This is a genomic window from Pelagicoccus mobilis, from assembly GCF_016595505.1.
Taxonomy (GTDB): domain Bacteria; phylum Verrucomicrobiota; class Verrucomicrobiia; order Opitutales; family Opitutaceae; genus Pelagicoccus; species Pelagicoccus mobilis.
In genome coordinates, this window is record NZ_JAENIL010000034.1 from 67,606 (window position 1) to 91,367 (window position 23,762).

The following is a 23,762-nucleotide window of genomic DNA, read 5'->3' on the forward strand; positions in this document are numbered from 1 at the left end:
GGAAAGTTGTCAGTAAGTTCCTGGGGTAGTCGCGGCGATGGTTCCGTCACAGATTGCTGGGGTCGAGGAGTAGCCTACTCCCAGCCGGTGAACTCCCATATCGACGAATAGCTGAGCTCGTTCAGCGTCGCGGATTCCACCAGAGGGTTTGACTTTGATTTTGCCGTTAGCAGCCGCGAGCATCGCTTTGACTCCGTCTTCAGTGGCTCCTTCTCCGTTGAAGCCCGTGGAAGTCTTTACGAAGTCTGCTCCCGCTTCTACGCAGATCTCGGTTGCACGAGTGATTTGCTCGAGGCTCAGAGTCGAGGTTTCGAAAATGACTTTGAGCGGAATGCCCGCCGGTTTGAGCGTTTCCGCAACGGCGGCGATATCTGCTTTGACGTACTCCCAATCGCCAGAGCGGATACGTCCGTAGTTTGCGACCATGTCGACTTCGTGAACGCTTTTGGCAATGAAGTCTTTCGCTTCTGCGACTTTGCTTTCTGTGGTGCAGATTCCGTGGGGAAAGGAGAGCACGGTGCAGACTTCGGTTTCGCTTCCAGAGCAAAGTTCTTTTGCGAGCTCTATATCGGAAGGGCGGACGCAGACTGTGCGGACGGCGTACTTCACGCCGAGCTCGATGGCTTCGGCGGCTTCGTTATTGCTCATTTCCGGTTTCAGGACCGCGTGGTCGAGATATCGGTTGATCGAGTGTTTCATAAAGTGGATACGATGGGGGTGGATTCCTGGATGAGGGCGTTGACTTGTTCGAGAGTGGGCATGGCGTTCTGCGCCCCGAGCGCTGTGGTGGAAATCGCTGCGGTCGCGTTTCCGAAAACGACTGCATCTTTGAGGGCGTCACCACGGCCAAGGGCGTAGGCGAGTCCGGCGTTGAACGAGTCGCCAGCAGCGGTCGTATCGACGGTATCTACTTTGAATCCCGGCAGGTGCTCCGTACCTCCAGCAGTGGTGATGAACGCTCCGACGGGACCTGCCTTGGTGACGACTGTTTTGACTCCACGGGAGAGTAGGATCCTGGCTGAGGTTTCAACGTCTTCGTTTTTTTCGATCCGAGTGTTGGTTAGGTTTTCCAGCTCGGTTCGGTTCGGGGTGGCAATGTCGCAACACTGCAGCATCTCGTCTGGGATTTCCTGGGCGGGGGCAGGATCGAGGATTATGGTTTTTCCGCTCTCCTTCAATCGCTTCATCGCGTAGAGGTTGCTCTCAATCGGGATTTCCAGCTGGAAGAGAAAGAGATCGTGGTCCTCGATCTTCGACCAATTCTCTTCGAGAAAACTAGGGGCGACGAGACCATTCGCTCCAGGATAGACGTAGATGCTGTTTTCGCCGGTACGGTCCACAGCGACAATGCCGACGCCCGGAAAGCCTTCTTCCATGCCGATCAATTCGCAATCGACGTTGGTGTCCTTGAGGACTTGCAGGTACTTGGGGCCGTAGAATTCCTTGCCCAGCTTTCCAACCATGGAGACAGGGGCTCCGAGGCGTCCGAGCGAAAAGGCTTGGTTTGCGCCTTTCCCGCCGCCCGTGAAGATCTTCATATCGTCAGCGTTCACGTTTTCACCCGGTCGGGGAAAGTGGTCCGCGGTGACGAAGAGGTCGACGTTTAGGCTGCCTATGACGCAGGTCTTTTTCATTGAGGAACTTAGTATTGGAAGTGATCGAGAATCCCTAAATTAGGGGCCAAAGACGAGCGGCTCGCAATTGGGCGTTTCTCAACGTTGAACGGCTAGAATCCGCTCTGTGAGGCCATGTAGGCCCAGCTGTAGGTGCTCGGAGCCATACTTTGCCAGGGAGTCGGTTCGGTTTGCATGAAATGGTTCCACATATCGAGGTGGCTCTCGGCGACCGGCCAGTCGAAGAATTCCGGCTCAATCTTAGTACGATCGCCAGTCACGCCGAAGCCATCCTGACCGTTTACCCAAAAGGAACCGGGAGTGACTTCCGGAGCTCCAGTGTCGAGCGGACCGTAGGGGACGATTCCTTCCGGCGCTTTGCGGCCTGTCTTGAGAGCGTCCTCGTAGAGAATCCAGTCGAGTCCGTTGGCGCCGATTCCAGACATGAAGACGACGTTATCGGGATTCGCTCCGAGGCCGAACTGGGCGCCTGCGTGGAGAGCTCGAAGGTACTTTTCGTCTCCGCTGAGAGCGTGGGCTCTGGCGAGGAATTGGCCGTGAATATGTCCGGAGTAGAAGCCGATGAATATCGGAGATTCGCGGGAAGGGGCGACGAGTGAGAACGCGTTGTTTTGCGAGTACTCAACCGCATTGTCGCCGTCGGAGAGGATGACTTTACGGGAGAGCTCTTTCCAATCGTCTTTGCCAAGCCCCTTGGGAAGAGCGAGGTAAGAGAATAGGGCGTCGCGTTGCGCTACCTCTTGGAACGGGTCGTTGCCGTTTGTTAGAATACTATCTTCCTCGAAGACCGAGTGCCAACGTTTGTCACCGGTTATGTGATACAACTCGATGGCGGCGAGATTTCTGATATCTCTGATCTCTTGCACTCGTTTCGCAGCTCGCCCGGAAGCGACTTCCTTGGCGTACTCTTGCTCTGCCCATTTCATTCCTTTGACAGCGGCCTTTTTGTATTTGTCGCCGAGCTCTGGGTATTGGGGACCGAGGACTCTGGAAGCGAGGGATGCGGCGGCGACAAACTGATGGGTGGACCAGTAGTCGGGCCAATAGGCGTAGGTTGGGATTATTTCGTTCCAACTTAGGTCACCGGGGGCAGGGTGCTCCGCTGATTCAACCCCACCGCTAATCGCTCCGTTTTCCCATTGGTAGCGTAGGTGGAAATCAATTACCCAGAGCGCTTCATCTACGATGTCGGGAAGGTCGTTTTCTGATTCGGGAATGTTGTAGGTAAAGGAATCGAAGTAGTCAGGGGAAAGTTGATACAGTTCCAGGAATAGTCGGGGGATCACCAGATGCTGGGCTCGTCGGTCCCAGTCGCCGCCGTCCATGAGTCCTCCCCATGCGTTGGGGACGATTTCGTCAGTAGCCCCTTCAATCAGGGCGATGAAGGAATTAGGGGCGAGCGACAGTTCAGGCCCCATGCTTGTGTCGAGCAGAGTGGCTTTCGATTGGTAGATCTTCACGCCGTCGTCAGGATGGTGCGCTCTTGGTCGCCAAAAATCCGTGTAGGGAGGCTCGAACTCAAATCCACTTCGCTGATGAAAGATGCCTCTGAAACTGGTTTGGGCGACTCGTTTCCATGCATCGACTCGAATCTCAAAGGGATAGCTACAACCGACGCCATCCACGTATACATGATAGAGGCCAGGTTGCTTCAGTTCCGAAAAGTCGAGACGGTAGACGTCGGCTCCGACGAGGTTGGCGGTGCGGTTCATCAGCTCAGGGCGATCCGCAGCCCAATGAAGCTTGGCTTTTCCGGAGTAGGCTCGGACGCCGCGAACTTTATCTACGATGTGATAGCTAAGCTCTTCATCGTACTTGTAGTTGCCTGCTTGTCCGGTCCAAAGCGAGACATAGGCACGTTTAAGCGGATCCTCTGGGGCGAATCCAGCCTGATTGACGTGGATCGCTTCACTACGTTGAAAGCGAGGCTGGTAGCGATAGTAGGCAGTGTCTTGATCCAGGTTTAGCTCGGAAAGATCGAGTTTATAGGAGGCGCCTGTTTGCAGTGGCTTTGCGAAGCTAAGGAAGATCCTGTGCTCGGATGGGGTTGTTCCCTGGCGACGGGAAAAGCCCTTCGGTTTGGTTTTTCGGGAAACCCGGATTGGGTGGCTCGCTTGAGCGTAGCTGGAATCCTGATCGGAGAATAGGGTGTACGATTTTACTGTATCGGATTTTTCGATATCGAGCGGAGCGCCGCTATAGGCGTCAGGTAGCAGAATTGTCTCTTGGCTATCGCCACTGAGAAAACCTAGGAACTCGCCATTGCGGATGACCTCTCTGCGAAAGGTTATCCCATGCTTTGCTTCGATCTGATAATGGGAATCGTAAGCCACGATTTCATCGCTTTCTTCCGCCAGATAGGGGACGAGCCGATGCGGCTCGAGTTCACCTTGTTGGATGGTGAGCGAGAGGGTGTGCTTGGATACTGGATTGATCGAAACGAGCTTGGGCTTTGAAGGTGGCGGAGTCGCTCCCAGCACTGTGCTCGCGAGGAGAATTGGAAACAGGGCTGAGCACAAAAAGCGAGAGGACTTAAGAGAGGGAAACTTCATTTTTAGGATCTCTGGGGTGAATGTATGTCTGGGACGAAATGCTGCAAACCGAGGGCGTGATTCACGCCTTCGCTCTGCCGATTCCTAATCGATCAAAGGGGTGGTGAGTGATCAAATTGTGGTAGCTGCGCGTTGAGTATTCTCCTAGCGCATGATGGATTCGTCTTCGCTGTGGATATACTGCTCGTTGCTCTCGCCCGCTTCGAATGAAGCCTCTTCTTGGTGGTCGTCTACTGCAAAGCGATACTCTTGGCGTATCGTTTCGTCTTGGTCCGAGAAGGATGCGACCAGGACAAATGCTCCCTCTTCGGTTGGAGCTGTCATGGAAATCGAATATTCCGATGTTCCTCGATCGGGGATCTCGACGGAAAGCGATTTTGATGAGAACTGCTCCTCCTGAGGGGCGTTCTCTTTGTGTAGTGAATACTTGATCACGCCCTGCCAAGACTGTGGCCGGTCATTGATTAGCTTCAGTGTAATTGGCACTTCAGTATTTGAACGATGCCAATCCTCCCAGCGATCGATCAGCAGTCCGATCGGGTAAAAGGCGCTGTAACAGTAGTTTTCGAAGTGGGAATGGTATTCTAGTTTCTCAAGGTCGCCCCAGTGGTCAGAAGTGTAGCTGCCTCCCTCATCGAGTTCGCGGGAGTGGCTCAGGATAGCAAATTCCTGAACTGTGGCGCTCGTCCGGTAGCAGCGCCAATAAGTAATGATTCGGTTGAAAAAGTAGGAGTAGGTTTTGTAGTAGAAATCTGGCGACTTTTCTCCCTCTCCGTAGAGACGTTTAAAGATCCACTTTGTAAGCTCGGTCGGCTGTCCACCGCGGGTGATCCAGAAGAAAACGTTTTCGTTGTTTTGGATTGGGTTTGGGTAGCGTTTCCCGCTCTCTGATGGGAAGAGTTCGCTGGGACCGTTGTCGGGAATTCGTTTTTCAGTGAGGAATTCAAACAACGGACCGCGAGGGTGGGGATCACGACCGAGGAAGTTCTGCAAAACGTAAGGATGCGTTTCCACGGGATCTGTCTCTCGGTCAGGAGGGGAGTACCCATTGTCCCAAGGGCGATCGCTCAGGTCGAGGTCACGAACGAGTCGGATGGCTTTGCCAGTCTCTTCTGTGACCGATTCGTTTTGGGCATCCCAGATGACGATGCATGGGTGATTCCAGCGTTCCCGCATCCATGCCGCGTATTCTTTTGCGAGGTGTTCACCTTTGAGGGCATCGGGATAGTCTTCAGCTTTTGCTCCGTACCAGATAGGGTATTCGTCTTGAACAAGGATGCCCATCTCGTCGCAGAGCTCGTACCAAAACTCCGGTGGAAAGCCGAGGCAGAAGCGGAAGGAGTTCCAATTCATTTCCTTTATTCGCTCGAGAAGCCTACTTGCCCATTCCTTGTCCCACGGCTTCGAGCCGCGCTGGGAATCCTCATTGAAACGGTCCATGCAGATGTTGGTACCGCGGAGGAAGTAAGTTTGGTTGTTGAGCTCCGCGTATCCAGTTTCTGGGTTGAATCGGAATTTACGCATCCCGAAGCGCGTGTTGAAGCTGTCGCCTTTGCTCGATACTGCGATTTCATACAAGAAGGGAGACTCAGGTGACCATGTTTTGAAATTCGGGATTTCAATGGTCGCGAGCTTCTGTGTGTCGCTAACTTTGTATGTTCCGGATGCAACGACTGTCCCGGATCCTGACTCAGCAACCTCGTAGTTCAGGTCGACAGGACCGGTTGCCAGGTCTTCCGCTCGGATCTCGGTTTGGACAGTTATCGATGAGGCATCGATATCAGGGGCGACTTGAAGGTTTTCGATCCTTGGAGCTCCGCTGAGGATAAGTGACACGTCGTCGTAGATTCCCGGGATGTATTTGATCTTCTCGAAATCATGTCCCCAAACAATGTGATCAGGTAAGATCGTTGGGTGGGCTCCGATTCGTACAAGGAGTTCGTTTGAGTTTCCAGGAGCGTTGAGAGCCTCGGTGATGCTGAATTCGCTGAAGGAGAAGTTGTAGAGCTGTTCGCCAATCGGTTCTCCATTTAGCCAGGCGGCCATACCGTATCTCGTTTTTCTGAAGCGAAGAGTGGCGATTTGGAAGGCGTCGTGGGGAGTGGCAAACTCGAGTCGATACCAGTAGTGGCTACGTTCGGAGGATTCGACGCCTACATGACTGAGGCTTGGGGTTGCCATGTCGACCATACCGGGAACCGGCGCGGTTTTATCGAAAGAAGTAGGTGAGGGGGCTGCTTGTCCCTCGGCGAGTTGCCAAATGCCGTTGAGTGAAATCTGCTTTCTCATCTTTGCTTGTATAAGCTTAGGGTGACTTAGCTTTGCTAGAAAGTGGAGTGAGAGTTCAGAGGCAAGGTGGTGAAAGGCTGATACGGTTCAAGTTGGCGGATAGCTTTACCTGCGACATGGCTGGTCGAGTGGCTCGAGAATCTGAACGGGTACAGCTAGTAGCGAGTTTGACCTGTCGAGTCGCTCGTTCGCAGTGTGTATCCACGTTCTCTTTGCTCCAACGAACGTAATCTGCACCCCATGAAAACTGATGTATCTGGAACCGTCTCTGAAGAGTTGAAGAACGACTCCGATGAGCCAAAGGTAAAGGAACTGCTAGGGTTCGGATCTGCTTCTTTTGCGAAGGAATTGATCAATAATCCGTCGCTGTTTCTGATAATCCCCGTTCTAAACATCGGTCTCGGGTTTGATTTGGCTGCGATAGGAATCATCGTCACGATCAAAGGGCTTTGGGATTCAGTGACTGATCCGATCGCTGGACATTACTCCGATAACTTCCAGAGCAAATGGGGGCGGCGTCGGCCGTTTATTCTTTTTGGCGGGATAATGATGGCGCTGACGAGCGTCTTGATGTGGCAGTTTCCGAGGGAGTGGGAGGAGAACTCGGCCCTGATCTTTTTCGGAGTCGCTCTCATCGCGTATACCAGCGCTTCAACTGTGTTTAGCGTCCCTTACTACGCTCTCCAGATGGAGTTGTCTAAGACCTATCATGGGCGCACTCGGGTGGTGCTTTATGTATCAATCTTTCTCAAGGCGTCCTACATCATTACTCCTTGGCTCTACACGTTCACGACCTTGGGGATTTTTGACGACATCCTAGAGGGGATTCGTTGGCTAAGCTACATAGCGGCAACGCTGATGGTTATTACGTCGGTTATTTGCTTCAAGCTGAGTCGGGAGCGCACTCGGGTTGTCGCTGCAAATAAGCAAAACTTGTTTAAGGCGATCACTCAAACCGTACGTAGTATCCACTTTTTAAGGATAACGTTTGTTTATGTGACGCAATTGACGATTTTGGGAGCCTTTTGGGTATTTGGAACTTATGTGAGTACCTACTATGTTTTCGAGGGAGATAAGACGGCGGGTGCTGCTTACATTGCGGCGGTACAGGGAGTTGGAAACGTGTTGGCCTTTTTCTGTATTCCGCTGACGGGGTGGCTTACGAAACGTTACGGAAAGCACAACGCCCTCAAGTTTTCAATTTTGATGATGATGGTCGGTCAGGCTCTTTTCTTCTTCTTGATGAACAAGGAGTATCCGTACCTTGTATACATTGTGCCGCTCTTTTATTCGGTTGGGATTTCGTCGGTGTTTATTATTTTGCCAGCTATGTTTGCTGATGTAATCGACGTCGATGAGCTCAAGACTGGATATCGTAGGGAAGGGATGTTCGGAGCGGCATCGGGGCTTGTCATGAAGGTTGCTTTTTCTCTGGCGAATGGGATCTCAGCGTTTCTGCTCATTTGGGTGGGATTCGATGAAGAGCTTGGAGCGGACCAAAGTGAACCGACTTTACTCTCCATGCGCTTGCTTTTCGCGTTTGCTCCGATCGTTTTTCTTGGCTTGTCGCTGCTGGTGCTAAGAAATTACCCGATTACCGAGGCCTACATTAAGGAGGTACAGGCCAAATTGAAGGAGCGGCGATCGGCTACGTCCTAGGTCGGTCTCGCGATCTGATGAGTCCGTAGAAAGAGAATTATGTCTGTGTTTATGGTTTATTGAACGTAAAGTAAGGCAGCCTCGTTGGTGTGGGGGTAATGATGTCTTACTTGTGCAATACCCAAGCACATGAACGATCTCTCATTTGACGAAAAGGTGGCGGAACTTCGCCGTCGGCATGAAGCGCTGGTTACGGCACCCAACCCAGTCGATGATTCCTTTTACAACGGAATCTACACTCGCTATCAAAACCCGGTTGTTACGGGCGATCACGCCCCAGTTGAGTGGGAGTATGACTTGAATCCGGAAACCAATCCGTATCTGCAGGTTCGTTCAGGAGTAAACTCCGCCTTTAATCCTGGCGCTATCTACTTCGATGGGAAGTACGTGCTCGCTGTGCGTTGCGAAGGCATTGATCGCAAGTCCTTCTTCGCTCTCGCTGAAAGCGAGTCTGGTACGGAGGGATTCCGGTTTCGCTCTAAGCCGATCCAGATCCCAGACAATCTAGGCAATCCAGATGTGAATCTGTACGACATGCGTCTTGTTCAGCATGAAGATGGATGGATCTATGGGATATTTTGCACAGAGAGAAAGGACAAGTCTGCTCCGTCGGAAGATATGTCGGCTGCCGAGGCTCAGTGTGGCCTTGTACGTACTAAGGACTTGGATACTTGGGAGCGTTTACCCGACATCGTGACCCACTCGCCCCAGCAAAGAAACGTCGTTCTGCACCCCAAGTTGGTGAATGGGCAATACGCTTTCTACACGCGTCCTCAGGATGGATTTATCTCTACTGGAAAGGGTGGCGGCATTGGTTGGGCGACCTGTGATGATATCGAGAATCCGGTGCTCGGTGAAGAGAGTATTGTGGACTTTCGCGCTTATCACACTGTCAAGGAGTTGAAAAATGGTCAAGGGCCAGCCCCAATCGAGACGGATAAAGGTTGGTTGCACTTGTGTCATGGAGTTCGAACTACAGCGGATGGATTTCGCTATACTCTGTACTTGATCGTAACGGACCTTGATGATCCGACCAAGGTGATCGCCGCTCCTGGCGGCCATTTCATCGCCCCTTACGAGGCGGAGCGGGTCGGCGACTGCGGAAACGTAACCTTCGCCAATGGTTGGGTCGCCAGAGAGAATGGAGATGTGTTCATCTACTACGCCTCCTCCGACACTCGTTGTCACGTTGCCACCAGTACGGTGGGGCAGCTTTTGGATTACGCCTTCAACACGCCGGCCGACGGAGGGCGAACCTTCGAGTGCGTTGCTCAACGTCTAGATCTCATTGAGAGAAACGAGGCGTATCTCAGTTCCCAACAATCAGTGCTGGTCTAGCATTTCACGAGGGCGATTTTTCGCCCTTTTTCTTCGCTCCCATTTTTTGTCCTAGAGCCGTTCGCAGAGTCGAACAGCACCCCAAGTAGAACGTATTACCCCCTGATAAATATGGTTTCGACGAATGAACGTTTGATTGGCGGCCCCTCGCTTTTAAAGGGGCGAGTCACGATTTCAGATGTGGCTCAGCAAGCGGGTGTGTCCAAGGCGACTGTCTCGATGGCGCTCCGTGGCCTTCCTGAGATCAGCGAAAAAACGAGGGAGAGAGTGGGGGAGCTTGCCAAGGAGATGGGGTATCGAGCGGATCCGTCTCTTTCGAAGATTGCAGCCTCGAGATGGCGAAACCGGAAAGCTCAGCAGGGGAGCACATTGGCGATGATCGAAATTCTGTCTGACGGAGAGGATGCTGTCGCCGAAGGGGAAATGTCTGTGAACGCCAAGTCGCAGGCTGAAAGTCTGGGCTATGGGTTCGAATTTTTTGCGGTCAAGAGCGGCAAGCAGCTTAGTACGCTGGCTCGTTCCCTTTTTCATCGAGGAATAGACGGGGTTCTCTTCTCCATGCGTGGAAGTGAGCTTGCAGATGAACTCTTCCCTGTGGAGAAGTTTGCCTGCGTCACTATTGGATGTAGTGGGATCATTGAAGGTATAGACAATGTAGATACGGACGCTCGCTCCGAGATTGTGACTTCCTTTAAACGTCTCACCGAGAGTGGGGCGTCTCGAATAGGGCTAGTATTATCTGGCGCTAATGAGGACTTGGAGAATGACTTTGTAAGAAGGGGATTGTTCGAGGGGCTGATGAAGAAGCATTCTCCAAGCGAGACCCCTGCCCCTGTGCTGAATTTTGCTGCTTCTGATAGAGATGATCTCGCCGCCTGGGTGGCAGAGAATCAATTGGAAGCGGTCATCGCTTACGATGATAGACTCTACGATGAGCTTTCGGACTGCGACGTTGATTTTGTGAGTCTAGCAACGGATGGACGAAACGGAGAAATTTGCGGGATTTCACGGTCGGATGAGCGCATTGGGGTTCTCGGTATCGAACGCCTCGATCATTTGGTCCGACTCGGAATAAGAGGCAGACGTGCGGAATCGACGCGCTTCCACGTATCCGGAACTTGGATTGAGGGTAGATCCTTTCGAGTCTGAGTTGCGTTTGACGAATGGCTGCTCAACGTTGAGTGCCCTCGGCTTCTTTTATTGGCGGCGAGTTCGTTAGGGTTGCTCCTGATGCGAACGATATCGCAGGAGCCCCAAAAACTATACCCCTGATGCAGAGACTTTCGTTTAAGGAAAAATTTGGATACAGCATGGCTGAGATCGGAGGAAGCGGTCTCTGGCAGATCCTATCCATCTTTCTGGCCATCTATTACACCGATACCTTCGGCTTAGAGGCTGCATCGGTAGCGACTTTGTTTCTCGTAGTCCGGATATTTGATGCGGTGAACGACCCGATGATGGGGATTATCGCTGATCGTACCGAAACGAAGTGGGGAAAGTTCCGACCGTATCTTTTGTTCCTCGCCGTTCCGTTTGGAGTGCTGACGTTGGCTCTGTTTTATGGGCCCGATCTCAGTCCCCAAGGGAAGCTTACCTATGCCTACGTGACGTACATTTTGATGATGATTGTGTATACGGCGGTGATGATTCCCGTGTCCGCGTTGTCAGGTGTGCTCTCCGCGGATGCGAAGGACCGGACGAGTGTCAATGTCTTCAGGTTCGCGGCGGCCTTTGGTATCGCGATGCTGTTGCAGCGTTTGCTTAAACCCTCCGTCGAGTTCTTCGGGAACGGGGACGAAACGCTAGGATTCCGCTGGACCTTGGGGATTTTCGTTGTTCTAGCGATTATTGGTTTCGTGATTGCTTTCCTGTCGACGAAGGAACGGGTAAAACCTCCCAAGACCCCGAAAGGCGAGGGACGTATTGTGGACGATTTGAAGGATCTGGCAGCGTGTCGCTCTTGGAGGACGATCTTGTTCGTATCCATTTTATTGTGGTTCTTTTTCTCGGTTCGAGGAGGAGTTCAGATCTATTATTTCAAATACTATTTCGGTGATGAAGCCGCGGTGTCGGCTTTCATGTTCTGGGGTACATTCTGTACTTTCCTCGGCGTACTTTCGACCTCCTGGCTTACGCGCTACTTTGAGAAGAAGAGTCTGCTCATCTTTTGCTTAATCACTTGGGGAGTCCTTTGCCTCGGGTTCTACATCGTAGAACCCGGAGATCTCGTGACCCTCTACATTTTCCAGATTACTTCTAGCTTAGCTGGAGGGCCGAGTATGCCCTTGATATGGTCGATGATGGGAGATTCGGCAGATCATTTCGAATATGAAAGACGTCGTCGTGCTACGGGGCTTGTCTTCTCTGCGTCGACACTGGCTCAGAAGTTCGGTGGAGCGCTGGGTGCCGCAGCGGGGCTCTATGTCCTCGCGTGGTATGGTTTCGAGGCGAACGAGGAGCAGAATGAGGGTGTCCTGAGGGGTATGAAGGATATGATGAGTTGGTATTCAACTATCGGATTCGTTCTCTGTGCTCTGCTTGCTCTTTCTTATCCGCTCAGCCGGAAGAAAATGGAGATGATCGAAGAGGAACTCGCCAATCGTAAGGATGGGGCAAGTCCAGCTGGTACAGCATGAAGTTGAGCTGGCCGATCCGAACCGGGCAGAAACGTATTCCGTGGACTTGGGCCTTTTTGATCGGTCTGCCTTGGATTACTTTCGAGTACGTTCAAAAGGTTTCTGAGGCGCCGCTCACCTTCACGCTGAGGAAATTCATCGAGGATCCGGGGTGGATATCGTTTATCATCTCGATCAATATTCTCTTCAACTTCATGGTGGGGGTAACGGTTTCCTATGTGAGCGACAAGCTGTGGACTCGTTGGGGGCGGCGTAAGGTTTTCTTCATCGTAAGCTGCCTCTTTGCAGGGGCGATGACGGTGATGATCCCTATAGTTGGGCACCTTTGGCTCCTTGTGGTCGTCATCATTTGCTTCCAGTTTTTCGTCGACTTCAACAAGCCTTGGGAGCCTTTGTTCAATGAAGTGATTCCATCTCCGCAACGTGGTCGGGCGGGTATGCTGCGAATGCTCTCAGTCAACCTGGCAGCGCTCTTTCTGACTGGAGTCCTCATCGCCCAGTTTGACGCCCAGTACGAGTTCGTGGCCCCATGGGGACCTGTGTCCATCACTGGCGAGATGGTGCTTTACTGGTCAGTATCGATCACCCTTTGGTTAACGGCGGCTTTTCTTGCTTGGGGAGTGAAGGAAGAGGCCCCTTTGAATGTTGTCTCCGAAGACGGAACTTTGGAAGGCTACCGAAAGAGCAGGTTTGCTCCAGTGCAATGGAAGGTGTCTGGGACGAGAAAAAGTGTATTGGCCGCTGTAAGACAGATGTTTGAAGACATTTTTAGCAGTCGGCAAAAGCTATGGGTGTATCTGCTGTATATCTGTCCGCTTGCTGGGACTTTGGCAGTTACCCACCCATCTTACATTACACTACAGACTGACCAACTTGGATTGTCCAAGGAGCAGTTTGGGATGATTCAGGTGGTTGGTATGATCGTGATGATCGCTGTGTTTACTCCGGCTGCTGGGTTGCTCGCTGATAGGCTGGACCGCTTGAGCATGATGAAAATCGGAATTGGCGGAGTTTCCTGTGTGCAGTTGTGCTTTTACTTCTATCTGAATTTCTGGAGCGAAGGGAAAGCGAGCTATGAGCTCGTGATCGCGGTCGATATTTGCTCGAAGCTGTTCCTATCGTGGGTTTGGGCGGTTTGGTCTCCACTTGTTTACGACTACATCCCGAGGGCGGAGATGGGCACCTTTCAAGCAGGGATCATGTTCACCTCTGGCGTCGCTTCGTTCGTCCTCATCAACGTAGGAGGCCAGTGGGTGAATCTCTGGACTGTGTTTTTTGGAACAGGGTATTCGCCAACAAACTACGATCAATCTAGTGTACTTGTTCTCGCTCTCTTGTTGGGAGCGTTGTCAGTCACAGCGTGTTCTCTCTTTGGGCGAGGAGTAGCGACTGGACGAATCCAGCCGCTAGGGAAGAAGACGGCCTAGGTTCTAAGCCTTTAGTCGCTGCTTCAGTACTTTGAGGAACTCAGTGTTAACGGTCCATGCATCGGCCAACGGCTTTTGCGTGTGCGGCTCGATCGGCATGTAAGGAGGAGGACCGAACTCGGGGGTTATTGTAAGGGATTCAGCGCCTCGCTCTTTAGAGAGGTCAATGATCTGTTGCCAGAGTTCGAAGTGGCGATCTACGATCTGCGACCACTCTGGAGCGGCGGGATCTGGGATCTGTGGGCCTTCTTCAAAACCGACGCGAGCGTGCACATGACGAGCTCTCTCGCAGGCGAGTTTGATGGTGTCTTCCTGGTCGTGTAGTTGACTTTCGTGTACGCAAAACCAATGCGAAAAATCGGTGCAGAGTTCGAGCTCAGGCAAGGCTTCGAGAAGCTGACGGGTGGCGGGGCCACTGAAGGTAGGTCTTCCACGGTGCGTCTCGTGAGCGATTGTGAGCCCGGCTTGCTTGGACAGCTGGATGGCTTCTTCGAAGATCGCGATGTTTTGCTCGAAGGTGAAGACGTCGCTACCAGTGTGGCTGTTGACCATCATTGCGCCCGAGTCGACTGCGAGTTGGAAGTTCTTCCTGAACGAATCGAGATGCTCCTGTGGAGTTTTGCCTGCCGAGTTTATCTGAGCTATGAGAAACAGACCATTATCAGAGACGAGCTTTTGGATTTCGCTCGGGGATTCCTTAAGCCAGGGCAAAAACATTTCCGCCCCGTCGAACCCGTCTTGTTTGGTCCGACTAAGGAATTCCTGTACGGGACGGTCGAATACCTCCCAGTGGGATTTAGCATAGAGTAGTTTCACGTGATAAAAAGGGTAGTGGCCGCCTGCTTGGCGGCCATTGGATTGTATGCGTCCATAAAGGACTGACGAGATGAGCGACGCAAGCGATAGCGATCATGGAAGCTACCTGGTCGCCTGGTCAGCCTAATGAGCCTTTACGTTGAGACGTCGGCGAAGGTCGTTAACGTGAGTGTAGTCCTTCGTTGGATCTGCCAACGGCTGATTTAGCAGATTCTTACCACGGGCTTGGTACATCAATTGTCTGTCCTGAAACTCTGGATTCAGACGAACGGTTGCGGGAACGAAGCGAAGGGTCCATCCGCAGCGTCGAATGTCTGATGTATTTGCGGCGCTTCCATGTTGGGTGCGTGCGTCGTGGAGCGAACAATGGTTTGGCTGCAATTCGCATGGAACGGCGAGCTCATCCTTGCGGTGCGACTTAATGATCTCCGTTGGGAAGACGCTTTTGTTTGTATCCACATCCTCATAGTCAGAGAAGCCCTTCTTTCCAGTATTGTGGCTCTTCGGGATTACGTACATGCAGCCGTTTTCCTTGGTAGAAGGGTCGAGCGCGAGCCAGACGGTGGCCACTTCCATGGGATCGAGCAGTTTACGCCAGTAAGCGCTGTCTTCGTGCCAGGGCACGCGTCGGCCGTCACCCTTGGGTTTGCAGATGAAGTGAGTCGAGAAAAGGAGGATGTCGGGTCCAAGTAGGGGTTCGACGAGATCAACGACTTCCGGAGCGAGAGCCCACTCATTGAGAGCTGGATCGGAGAAGTGTGGTGTATCCATGGCTTCCGGACGTTCGTCATAGGGCCATTCTGCCAACTTCTTTTCGAAGTGATTGAATAAGCGATCAAACTTCTCTTGGGAGAACACCGGACCGTCTGGCATGGTGTAGCCTTCGGTTTGGTATTGCGTAACTTGATCTGCGGTAAGTCGAGGGGTTGTTGTGTTCATATTTCTTGATGTGTGGGTGCATCCTAGCAAATCGAGGTTAGAAGAGTCTTGCGTTAGCTCTGCAAAAAAGTGTGATATTTTGATATGCGAGTTCTCGAATGGAATAGCTTGGGAGTGGGGTCGGATACGATGCATGTCGCCTATGTGACCGAGTCCGAGAAGGGATCGTGGCGTTTGCATGGGCACGATTTCTATGAGTTGTTTTGGGTCGATTCCGGTCGTGGAACGCAGATTTACGGGGAAAGCGGAGAGGGTAGTATGCCGCTTTACCCCGGAGTAGTGGGATTCGTCGGCCCCTCTCATGTGCATGGCATTGAAGCGAAGGCAGCCTCTGAACGCTTTGCTTTCGTAAACATCGCATTCTCTGCGGGGGTGTGGCATGAGTTGCGCGATCGTTACGACCTCGCGGATCACCCTCTGTTTGGCGAAAACGGTGATGCCCCTCCTTTTTCGATTGTGGCGAGAGATTTCGTTCGTGAGGTGGGCAGTCTGTTTCGGGAGATGGTGCATGCTCCGAGGACGGCTTTGGTACGCGACTGCTTTCTGCTTTCGATCGCCCGGAGAACGGGAGCTGACTTGAGTTTCCGGAATGCCGCCAATGCGCCGGCTAGTTTGCGGCAAGCGTTGATCGCTGTGTCGAGAGATCCAGAGTTGTTGAGAGGAGGGCCAGCTGTGTTAGCCAAAGAAGTCGGCTACAGTGCCTCTCATCTTTCTAGGGTGATGCGTGCAGAAATGGGCTTGAGTCCGTCTCAATGGATATTGAATGAGCGGATACGGCGTGCTCAGCGACTGCTCGTCGCAACCAATCTCTCGATCGTAGAAGTTGCTCTAGAAGCCGGATTCGATAACTTGAGCCATTTCCATCGGCGCTTTCGTGAATCGGCGCAGGAGACGCCTCTGCAATACCGCAAACAGCGCTCTAAGGCGGTGGTTTAGCCAAGATTGGCTAGCCAGTCTCGGCAGCGAGTGGGCCACTCCGAGAGGTAGCCCTGGCCAACGGCGAGGCCGTAGCCATGACCTCCATTTGGGTAGACGTGAAGTTCGCCGGAAACGCCCGCAGATTGCAGCGCGTTAAAATAGCTTACACTGTTCAAATAGGAGACGCCTTCATCGTCGGCGGAGTGAATGAGAATGGCGGGAGGTGTATTCTCCGTGACCTGAAGCTCGCCCGAGAAGCGATTGAGAAGTTTCTCGTCTGGGCTGTCGCCCAGTAGTTGGCTGCGCGAGCCCGAATGTCCAAAAGACTCTTGGAAACTGATAACTGGATACACGAGGATGGAAAAGTCCGGCCGCGAACTTTCCCGTTCGATCGGATCGTCCGACGCAGCTGATCCAGAGTCGAACAGAGTGGAGGCGGAAGTGGCAAGGTGTCCACCCGCGGAGAAACCTTGGATGCCGATTCGCTTTGGGTTGATTCCCCAAAGGCCTGCATTGTAGCGGACTGTACGGATAGCGCGTTGGACGTCGAGAAGGGGACTCTTGTGGCGGATTCTTTGCCCAGGAGAGCCCGGTAGTCGGTTTTTCAGGACAATGGCTGCAACACCTTGAGAGACCCAGTAGCTGGCTATATCTGTTCCTTCGAGATCATAGGCAAGTAGCCAGTAACCGCCACCTGGACAGATGACGATCGCGTCGCCTGTCGCGATTTTGGGAGAGGGAAGGAAAACTTCGATAGAAGGGCGTGTTACCTTGCTAACTTTAACGATTCCGTCCTCGTGGACGTGTTCTTCGAAATCCTCTACCGCCTCCTGGTTGGGGACGTTGTCGGTGTCGTAGAGAAAGATAGTGTTTCCGGAGCAGGTCGAGGGTGCAGCCATGGTCGATTGGTTTAGGAGCAGGAATAGCGATTCCTTGTGATTTGGAAAGGCACTTCTTCTCTTAACCGGATCAAGTCCTAGAACTCATCGTAGGCGATCTGCTCTTTAGCGATCTCGTATTTCTCGAGTAACATCTTGCTGGCTGCCTGTAGCATTTGTGGTGGGCCGCAAAGGTAGAATTCCACCTCTGCGAGCGTGTCGTGCCCGTCCAAATATTTGGCTGCGAGGACTTCGTGGATGAATCCGGTATCTCCGTTCCAGTCATCTTCGGGTTGCGGTTCCGAAAGCGCGAAGGTGAATCTGAAATTGTCGTTTTCCTTGGCCAGTTTTTCGAAATAGTCTTGGTAGAACATTTCCTGTTTCGAGCGAGCCCCGTACCAGAAGCTGATTTTTCGACCGCTGTTTCTGGTTTCGAGAAGACTTGATATGTGGGAGCGCAATGGAGCCATGCCGGCACCACCTCCAAGGTAGATCATTTCCTTTTGGGTTTCCTTGATATGGAAATCACCGAAGGGGCCAATCGCTGTAACGCTATCGCCTGGCTTTAAACTGTGGATGTAGGTCGAGCCAGCGCCAGCTGAGCATTCTTGACCGCGTGGAGGGGTGGCTATGCGAACATTGAAGCGGAGTTGCGAGTCAGATTTGGGATTGGAGGCGAGGGAGTAGTTTCTGCGACACCGCTGAGGATTAGTAGAGTATAGTTCGAGGAGGTTCTGTTGTTTCCAAACGTTTGCGTAGGGTTGGTCGACTGTTAGGGTGTCGAAGTCGATTTGCTGATACTCAGGAATGTCAATCTGCAGGTAGTCTCCTGGCTGATACGAAAAATCTGTCTCCGGCTCGAGCACGAGTTCCTTTATGAAGGTCGCTACGTTCCTGTTTGAGACAACGAGAAGCTTATGAGTTGGATGTCGCTCCGTTTTGGCTGCGTTTGCAGGTTCGGGATTGAAGTAGATTTGATCGTTTAGTGCTTTGACTGGGTAAGTGTTCATGTGGACGCAGACTGGCAGGCGAACCGGTGATCCATCGCGAACGTCGAATCGACCATTGTGCTTCGGGCACTCGATCAAGTTACCTTTGACCATTCCGTCTGCGAGATGAGCGTTGCCGTGAGAGCAGATACCGTCCGATGCATAGAGTTTTCCATCTTGGGTCCTGTAGATGGCGTAGGTGCGGCGATTGTAGTCGAACCTCACTACATCCTCGCGGTCCAAGGCAGCAGTGGGACAGGCCATGACCCAGCCCTCTTTGTCACGTTCTTCCTGGGCCGAAAAGGCAGCTGGGAATTCGCCCTGAGCGTTCTGCTTCTTGGGTGTGGGCAGGCTTCGTTTTACATAGTAGGCAGGGTCTTTTCTTTGTCTGAGAAAGGCGGGGATTATTTCTTTGTATGCGTCCCAGATGCTTGTGTAGGGAGGTGGCATGTCGTCTTTGACGATTTCGTAGAGCCGAGGCAGTGCGTGGTAGGGGACGAGTGGGAACATGTGATGTTCCACGTGGTAGTTCATATTCCAATACAGGTATCGGTTTATGAAATTCATTTTAACGGTCCTGCAATTCAAACGGTGGTCGAGTACGTTTTCGGCAAGCCCAGCGTGTTGAGTGTAGCCGTACACTCGCATCAACCAGGAACCGTATATGGTGGGGAGCCCGATCAAGAAAAGAGGGAAGACAGATCGCGCGCTGATCGCCCATACGGCGACGCCGAGGTAGATGAGGAGGTAGATGCGTGCTCGTGTTTTGACTGCTCCGTGCGCTTCTTCCGGGACGTAACTTTGCTCTTCAGGAGTGAGCGTATGGAAAGAATGGCGAATGATGCTTTTGAAGTAGTCTCGGACCTGTGGGATGCCGGTCGCGCCCCAAAGGTGTTCTCGGATGCTCGGGGGGCGGGGAACTGCAATCTCCGGATCTCGACCTACGATGATGGTGTCGCTGTGGTGTCTCGTGTGGCTCCACCGCCAGATGGTCGATTCTCGCATGACCATGAAGGATGCGACCTCGTAGAGTAGATTGTTCATCCAGTCGCTTTTGAATGCGGTCCCATGGCTGGATTCGTGCCAGCGAGAATCGGATGTGCTTCCGTAAAGAGTGCCGTAGAGAAACAAAGGTAAAATTACCTGCCAGCTTCCCCACCAAAGGTAGGACCAGTAGGCGAAGGCTCCTATGAGCCCGAACCATATCAGCGTATCTCGAATCGCCGGTCCGTTCTTCCGCGTGAGGAGGGCGCGCATTTCCTTTTTGGAAACGGGCGAAGTATACCAGGCTGCATCGGCGAGACCTTTTTCGATGGCTCGTTCCGAGTTTACTCCCACTAGGCTATAGTCGGTGAGTGAATGAGGTTCTTCGATAAGGGGCTTGGTTTCAGGCATCGTTCTCGCTGGGGTTCGAGTGCTAAGTAGAAGCGTTAATTGTAATGATTAGGACGTTGATTGTTCTTCTTGAAAGCTGCCAAAAAGTTATCATTTTTTGTCATTGTAGATGTTGGAGGACCTGAAACTAGATGAAGCGTACGACGGCTTTCTTTTTTTGGCTGATAGTCAGCGGAATCCGCCCTACCTAAAACCGCACCGGCACGTCGAACTAGAGGTGAATCTCGTTGTGCGGGGCACGATCACGTGTGTGGTGGCGGGAAGAAAGTACACCTTTGGCACGGGAACCTTGCTTTGGTTTTTCCCGGCTCAGGTGCATCAGCTCGTCTACCGCTCTCAGGATGCGCAGTACTACGTGGGAGTCTTCAAGCCGGAGCTGATTGACCGCGTGTGTCAGGCGGATGAATACCAGTTCTTAAAACGAAAACGTCCACGCGACGGTATGTTGAGTCGCGTGCTGCCCAGCGAAGACTACTTTAAGGTACGGTCGACCATGGAAAGCCTAGTGGCGGATGGGCCGGATCCAGATCTTTTGAACAAAGAAGCCGGATTTGGCTTGGATTCAGATTTTAGATACGAGCACAAGGATCCGGACATGCTGAATGCAGGTCTGCGATTTCTTTTGCTTCAATGTTGGAAGGCCTACGGAAAACAGGAAGTAGGCGAAGAAGGGCATGAGCTGCATCCCGCCGTTGAAGCAGCCCTAAGTCTAGTTGCGCGTGATCCAAGCATTGAGAGTATTGAGCAGATCGCCAAGGAGTGTGGCGTGAGTGTTTCATACTTGTCCCGATTGTTTGCGAGGGAGGTTGGAATGCCGCTCAGCCGGTATCGCAATACGGTACGCTTAGATCGCTTCTTGAGCCTTGGGCGGGGCGATCGAAAGCTCAGCTTACTCGATGCCGCTCTAGAAGCTGGTTTTGGCAGTTATGCCCAGTTCTACAAAGTATTCGTTGGCCAGTTTGGCTGCGGTCCGCGCGTTTTCTGGAAGGACAGGGAGTAGACTCGCTCTCGGTTTCACGGCAGGAAAACGGTGGGGATATCAAGAAAACACACTTTTTAGGGGTATTTGTAGAGGATCTCTGAGCCTAGGTTTCGCTATAATGAAGAAACAAAGGTTAAGAAATATTTATTGAAATGGCTACTGACTTAAAGATTTCCCGATTTGGCTTGGAGTATGTCCGGGCGTTCACCGAGGCCTATCGTTCGACGGATGACGTTTTCCTACGCGAGCATCGTTGTGAAGCGGTGCAATTTCCAGCCACATTGGTGAGCCCGCGAAAAGGTGACTTGTTGGCAGGGAAACGGGTTTATCCGGAGATTGGCTATTCTCCGCAGTACGGCGGATTGGGTTACTACGCTATGTTTACCGAGTGGCCCACACGGGAGGAACTGAGCGAGTTAACTGAAGCGGACAAGGAAGAGTGGAGTCGTTTGCGGGCGTTTTGGGAAACTGAGAATACGCACGACAAGGCCTACGAGTCATTGCCCCCGGAGGCAAAGGAGGTCCTGCCGAAGACCTTCCACAATGCTGAACAGTTGGACTTGCCCGCGTATGCGTTGTGTCGGATGGCGGGCCTTCAGTTGGACTTCAGGACGCTGCTTGATTTGGGACTGGACGGAACCCGCGAACTCTTGTCCGAACAGTTAGGCAGTCCTGTGGACGCAAAAGCGAAAGCGTTTTACGAGGCTGGGCTTAGGGCGATTGACCAAGCTGAGGTCTGCTTGAATCACTACATAACGGAAGCTGAGCAACTCGAACCCTCAGTGGAGCGTGACGCGATGCTGAGCACTATGAGGAGACTTCAGAATCAGGCGCCTGAGACCTTTCATGAAGCTCTTCAATTAATCCAGCTGGTAACGATCTTAACAGGCACGAACAACTACGGGCGTTTGGATGTGGTGCTCGGCCCTTACCTTTGTGGCGATTTGGATTCAGGAGCTCTCAGCTATGAGCACGCCCTGAAGCTGATGCAAAATTTCTACACAATCCTAAATGAGGAGTACTTCCATACGGATGCTCGAATCATGATTGGTGGCATGGGCAGAGACTCTGAAGAGGAGGCTGATCGCTTTGCCATGTTGGCAATGGAAACGACGGAGAGTCTGAACCTGCCGTTGCCGCAACTGACTCTGCGTTTTCATGTTGGGCAGAATCCGGACCTGCTCAACAAGGCTTATGATGTGATTGGTATGGGTAAGACCTTTCCGATGCTTTACAACGACAGTGTGAATGTGCCCGCGGTGCAGGAAGCATTTCAGGTCGAACGTGAAGAGGCGGAGCAATATCTCCCGTTTGGTTGCGGTGAATACATGTTGTATCATCGGAGTTGCGGTACGCCGAATGCGATTCAGAACCTGCAGCTCTGCCTGGAGTCAGTCATAAACCACGGAAAGAGTCTTCGTACCGGTAAGCGAATCGGCCCAGACTTAGGGGGCTTGGATTCATACTCGAGTTTCGATGAACTGTGGGGCGCGTACGAGAAAACCATCGAACATTTTCTCGGTCCGCTCGCGAAAGGGCAGGAAGCTGTGTATCGAACAACTGGCAAGGAATGTCCGTTCACCTTAGCCAGTTTGTATTACGATGACTGTATTGCCTCTGGGCGAACCCTCTTTGATGGAGGTGTCCGTTATCTTGGCGGATCAAACGAAACGTATGGAAATGTGAATACGGCGGATTCGCTCCTCGCGATTAAGGAGCTCGTTTACGAGCGTTCGGTTTGCACAGGAGCAGAGTTGTTGAGTGCTTTGGACGCTAATTGGGAAGGAAACGAGCTCTTGCAGAAGCAGGCTCGCGAGTGTGCAAAGTTTGGTAACGACGATGCTCGGGCCGATGAGATGCTGCAGCGGGTACATCGTCAGATCTGCTTGGGAACCGCAGCTGCAGGTAGGCAAACTGAAGATCTGCATCACTTTCTGGTGGTTGTGATTAATAACAACCACAATACGGTTTGGGGAGCTCAGACTTCTGCGTCTGCGGATGGTCGGAAGCATGGTGACCCACTGGCTCCTGGAAATGCTCCAGGGGCGGGATGCGACCAGTCGGGACTCAGTGCTACGCTCAACTCGCAGGCGAAACCCGATCCGAATGTGCATGCTGGGGCGGTGCAAAACGTGAAGTTGTCAGCATCCTTCCCGTCGAAAAATCGGGAGCTTTACCGGACGCTTTTCAATACCTATTTCAAACGCGGCGGAACGCAGGCGATGATCACGGTGACGAATCGAGACGACTTGGTCGCTGCTTTGGAGCACCCAGAAAACTATGCGAACCTGATTGTGCGAGTTGGAGGGTTCTCGGCTCGTTTCATCGATCTCGACCCAGAAACGCAGCAAGAAATCCTTTCTCGTACTGAGCATGGTTGATTCTTTAACAGGCACGATCACGGATATTCACCGAACCTCGACGGTGGATGGTCCAGGTTTGCGTACAACGGTGTTTTTGAAAGGCTGTCCCTTGCGTTGTCTCTGGTGCCACAATCCTGAAACGCAGTCTCGCGAAATCCAGCCGTGGGTTGAGGTGGATAAGGTAAGCTCTGGCGACTATGCCTTGTTGGGAGTTGACGAAGGAAGGGCAACTCAAGCGGGAACGTCTGCCCTTCTCGAAAGGATTGAAACAGTTGGTATTGAGAAGTGCGCTACGAATTGCGTCTCCGGCGCGATCGGCCAATATGGCAAGATCGTTTCGGTTGATGAAGTGGTTTGCGAAGTGCTGAAGGATCGCGATTACTTCGAAAACAGTGGAGGAGGGGTGACGGTCTCCGGTGGTGAGCCGATGTCTCAGCCAACATTTGCTCTGTCGCTTTTACAAGCTTGTAAGGAGAACGCTCTTCATACGGTTTTGGATACGACGGGAATGATGTCTCGTCGCGATCTCGATGCGTCGATGGAAGTCACTGACTTGTATCTTTACGATTATAAAGCAAGCGATGACCAGACTCACCGCCGTTTGACAGGCGTTTCTCAGAAGGTGATTCGAGAGAATCTGGATCGCTTGATTGCTGCGGGAAAAGAGATCATTCTCCGTTGTCCCATGATTCCAGAAGTGAATGATGATGTCGCGCATCTGGAGGCGATTGCACGTTTGATGCTCGAGAATCCCGGTATCCGACAATTGGACGTTTTGACCTGGCACACCATGGGAAAGCAAAAGTACGAGCGTCTGGGTAGAAAAATGCCCGATTGTTTACCGCGAGACAATGTTGCCGAAGAACAGAAGCAGGCCTACCGGGACTTCTTTTCCGAACTAGCAGATGGGCGGGTTTTTGTGTACTAGTGTTCCTTCGAGTGTGGGA

Annotated in this window: 17 protein-coding genes; 9 read left to right on the plus strand and 8 right to left on the minus strand. The window is 52.4% G+C overall.

All coding sequences use genetic code 11. The annotated features are described in order from the left end of the window. Positions 1-9: 9 nt before the first annotated feature. The 4 genes from deoC to JIN87_RS17775 form a co-directional block, all read right to left on the minus strand. Positions 10-699: a deoxyribose-phosphate aldolase gene (gene deoC, locus JIN87_RS17760; RefSeq protein ID WP_200356944.1), complete on the minus strand. Its 690-nt coding sequence runs from the start codon at positions 697-699 to the stop codon at positions 10-12. Further along, positions 696-1,634 (minus strand): ribokinase, encoded by a 939-nt coding sequence (gene rbsK, locus JIN87_RS17765; protein ID WP_200356945.1) that lies wholly within the window; start codon positions 1,632-1,634, stop codon positions 696-698. Before rbsK ends, deoC begins: the two co-directional genes overlap by 4 nt. A 92-nt stretch (positions 1,635-1,726) precedes the next feature. After that, the gene (locus JIN87_RS17770; protein ID WP_200356946.1) at positions 1,727-4,186 is read right to left on the minus strand and encodes a glycoside hydrolase family 9 protein; all 2,460 of its coding nucleotides are present in this window, start codon (positions 4,184-4,186) and stop codon (positions 1,727-1,729) included. Positions 4,187-4,330: 144 nt separating this feature from the next. After that, a complete protein-coding gene (locus tag JIN87_RS17775) occupies positions 4,331-6,475 on the minus strand; it encodes a glycoside hydrolase family 2 protein (protein WP_200356947.1) in 2,145 nt (714 codons plus the stop codon). Positions 6,476-6,715: 240 nt separating this feature from the next. Here JIN87_RS17775 and JIN87_RS17780 point away from each other — a divergent pair, with 240 nt between their 5' ends. The 5 genes from JIN87_RS17780 (at position 6,716) to JIN87_RS17800 (ending at position 13,535) form a co-directional block, all read left to right on the plus strand. Then, on the plus strand, positions 6,716-8,134 hold the full coding sequence (locus JIN87_RS17780; protein WP_200356948.1) for an MFS transporter: 1,419 nt from the start codon (positions 6,716-6,718) through the stop codon (positions 8,132-8,134). A 129-nt stretch (positions 8,135-8,263) separates the two neighbouring features. Beyond that, positions 8,264-9,472: a glycoside hydrolase family 130 protein gene (locus JIN87_RS17785; protein ID WP_200356949.1), complete on the plus strand. Its 1,209-nt coding sequence runs from the start codon at positions 8,264-8,266 to the stop codon at positions 9,470-9,472. Positions 9,473-9,583: 111 nt separating this feature from the next. Next, positions 9,584-10,621: a LacI family DNA-binding transcriptional regulator gene (locus JIN87_RS17790; RefSeq protein ID WP_200356950.1), complete on the plus strand. Its 1,038-nt coding sequence runs from the start codon at positions 9,584-9,586 to the stop codon at positions 10,619-10,621. Positions 10,622-10,743: 122 nt separating this feature from the next. Further along, complete coding sequence (locus JIN87_RS17795) at positions 10,744-12,108, plus strand: MFS transporter (protein ID WP_200356951.1); 1,365 nt, start codon at positions 10,744-10,746, stop codon at positions 12,106-12,108. Beyond that, the gene (locus JIN87_RS17800; RefSeq protein WP_200356952.1) at positions 12,105-13,535 is read left to right on the plus strand and encodes an MFS transporter; all 1,431 of its coding nucleotides are present in this window, start codon (positions 12,105-12,107) and stop codon (positions 13,533-13,535) included. The genes JIN87_RS17795 and JIN87_RS17800 overlap by 4 nt, the downstream gene beginning before the upstream one ends. Before the next feature lie 3 nt (positions 13,536-13,538). Here JIN87_RS17800 and JIN87_RS17805 read toward each other — a convergent pair whose 3' ends face one another. Both JIN87_RS17805 and JIN87_RS17810 read right to left on the minus strand, forming a co-directional pair. Then, entirely contained in the window at positions 13,539-14,351 is an 813-nt protein-coding gene (locus JIN87_RS17805; RefSeq protein ID WP_200356953.1) for a sugar phosphate isomerase/epimerase family protein, read from the minus strand. Positions 14,352-14,474: 123 nt separating this feature from the next. Continuing rightward, on the minus strand, positions 14,475-15,290 hold the full coding sequence (locus tag JIN87_RS17810; protein ID WP_200356954.1) for a phytanoyl-CoA dioxygenase family protein: 816 nt from the start codon (positions 15,288-15,290) through the stop codon (positions 14,475-14,477). Positions 15,291-15,374: 84 nt separating this feature from the next. Between JIN87_RS17810 and JIN87_RS17815 the strand changes: the two genes are divergently transcribed. Continuing rightward, the gene (locus tag JIN87_RS17815) at positions 15,375-16,226 is read left to right on the plus strand and encodes an AraC family transcriptional regulator (protein ID WP_200356955.1); all 852 of its coding nucleotides are present in this window, start codon (positions 15,375-15,377) and stop codon (positions 16,224-16,226) included. On the opposite strand, the gene JIN87_RS17820 is transcribed toward JIN87_RS17815, so the two are convergent. Further along, positions 16,223-17,107, minus strand: a complete 885-nt coding sequence (locus JIN87_RS17820; RefSeq protein ID WP_200356956.1) for an alpha/beta hydrolase — start codon at positions 17,105-17,107, stop codon at positions 16,223-16,225. The two genes, JIN87_RS17815 and JIN87_RS17820, sit on opposite strands and share 4 nt — an antisense overlap. Positions 17,108-17,184: 77 nt before the next feature. Continuing rightward, on the minus strand, positions 17,185-19,470 hold the full coding sequence (gene nqrF / locus JIN87_RS17825; protein ID WP_200356957.1) for an NADH:ubiquinone reductase (Na(+)-transporting) subunit F: 2,286 nt from the start codon (positions 19,468-19,470) through the stop codon (positions 17,185-17,187). A 109-nt stretch (positions 19,471-19,579) separates the two neighbouring features. Between nqrF and JIN87_RS17830 the strand changes: the two genes are divergently transcribed. The 3 genes from JIN87_RS17830 (at position 19,580) to JIN87_RS17840 (ending at position 23,743) form a co-directional block, all read left to right on the plus strand. Then, positions 19,580-20,470 (plus strand): AraC family transcriptional regulator, encoded by an 891-nt coding sequence (locus JIN87_RS17830; protein WP_200356958.1) that lies wholly within the window; start codon positions 19,580-19,582, stop codon positions 20,468-20,470. Positions 20,471-20,604: 134 nt separating this feature from the next. Then, positions 20,605-22,833 carry a pyruvate formate lyase family protein gene (locus JIN87_RS17835; RefSeq protein WP_200356959.1) on the plus strand — a complete coding sequence of 743 codons (2,229 nt, stop codon included), beginning with the start codon at positions 20,605-20,607 and terminating at the stop codon, positions 22,831-22,833. Beyond that, complete coding sequence (locus tag JIN87_RS17840; protein WP_200356960.1) at positions 22,826-23,743, plus strand: glycyl-radical enzyme activating protein; 918 nt, start codon at positions 22,826-22,828, stop codon at positions 23,741-23,743. The genes JIN87_RS17835 and JIN87_RS17840 overlap by 8 nt, the downstream gene beginning before the upstream one ends. Positions 23,744-23,762 lie beyond the last annotated feature (19 nt).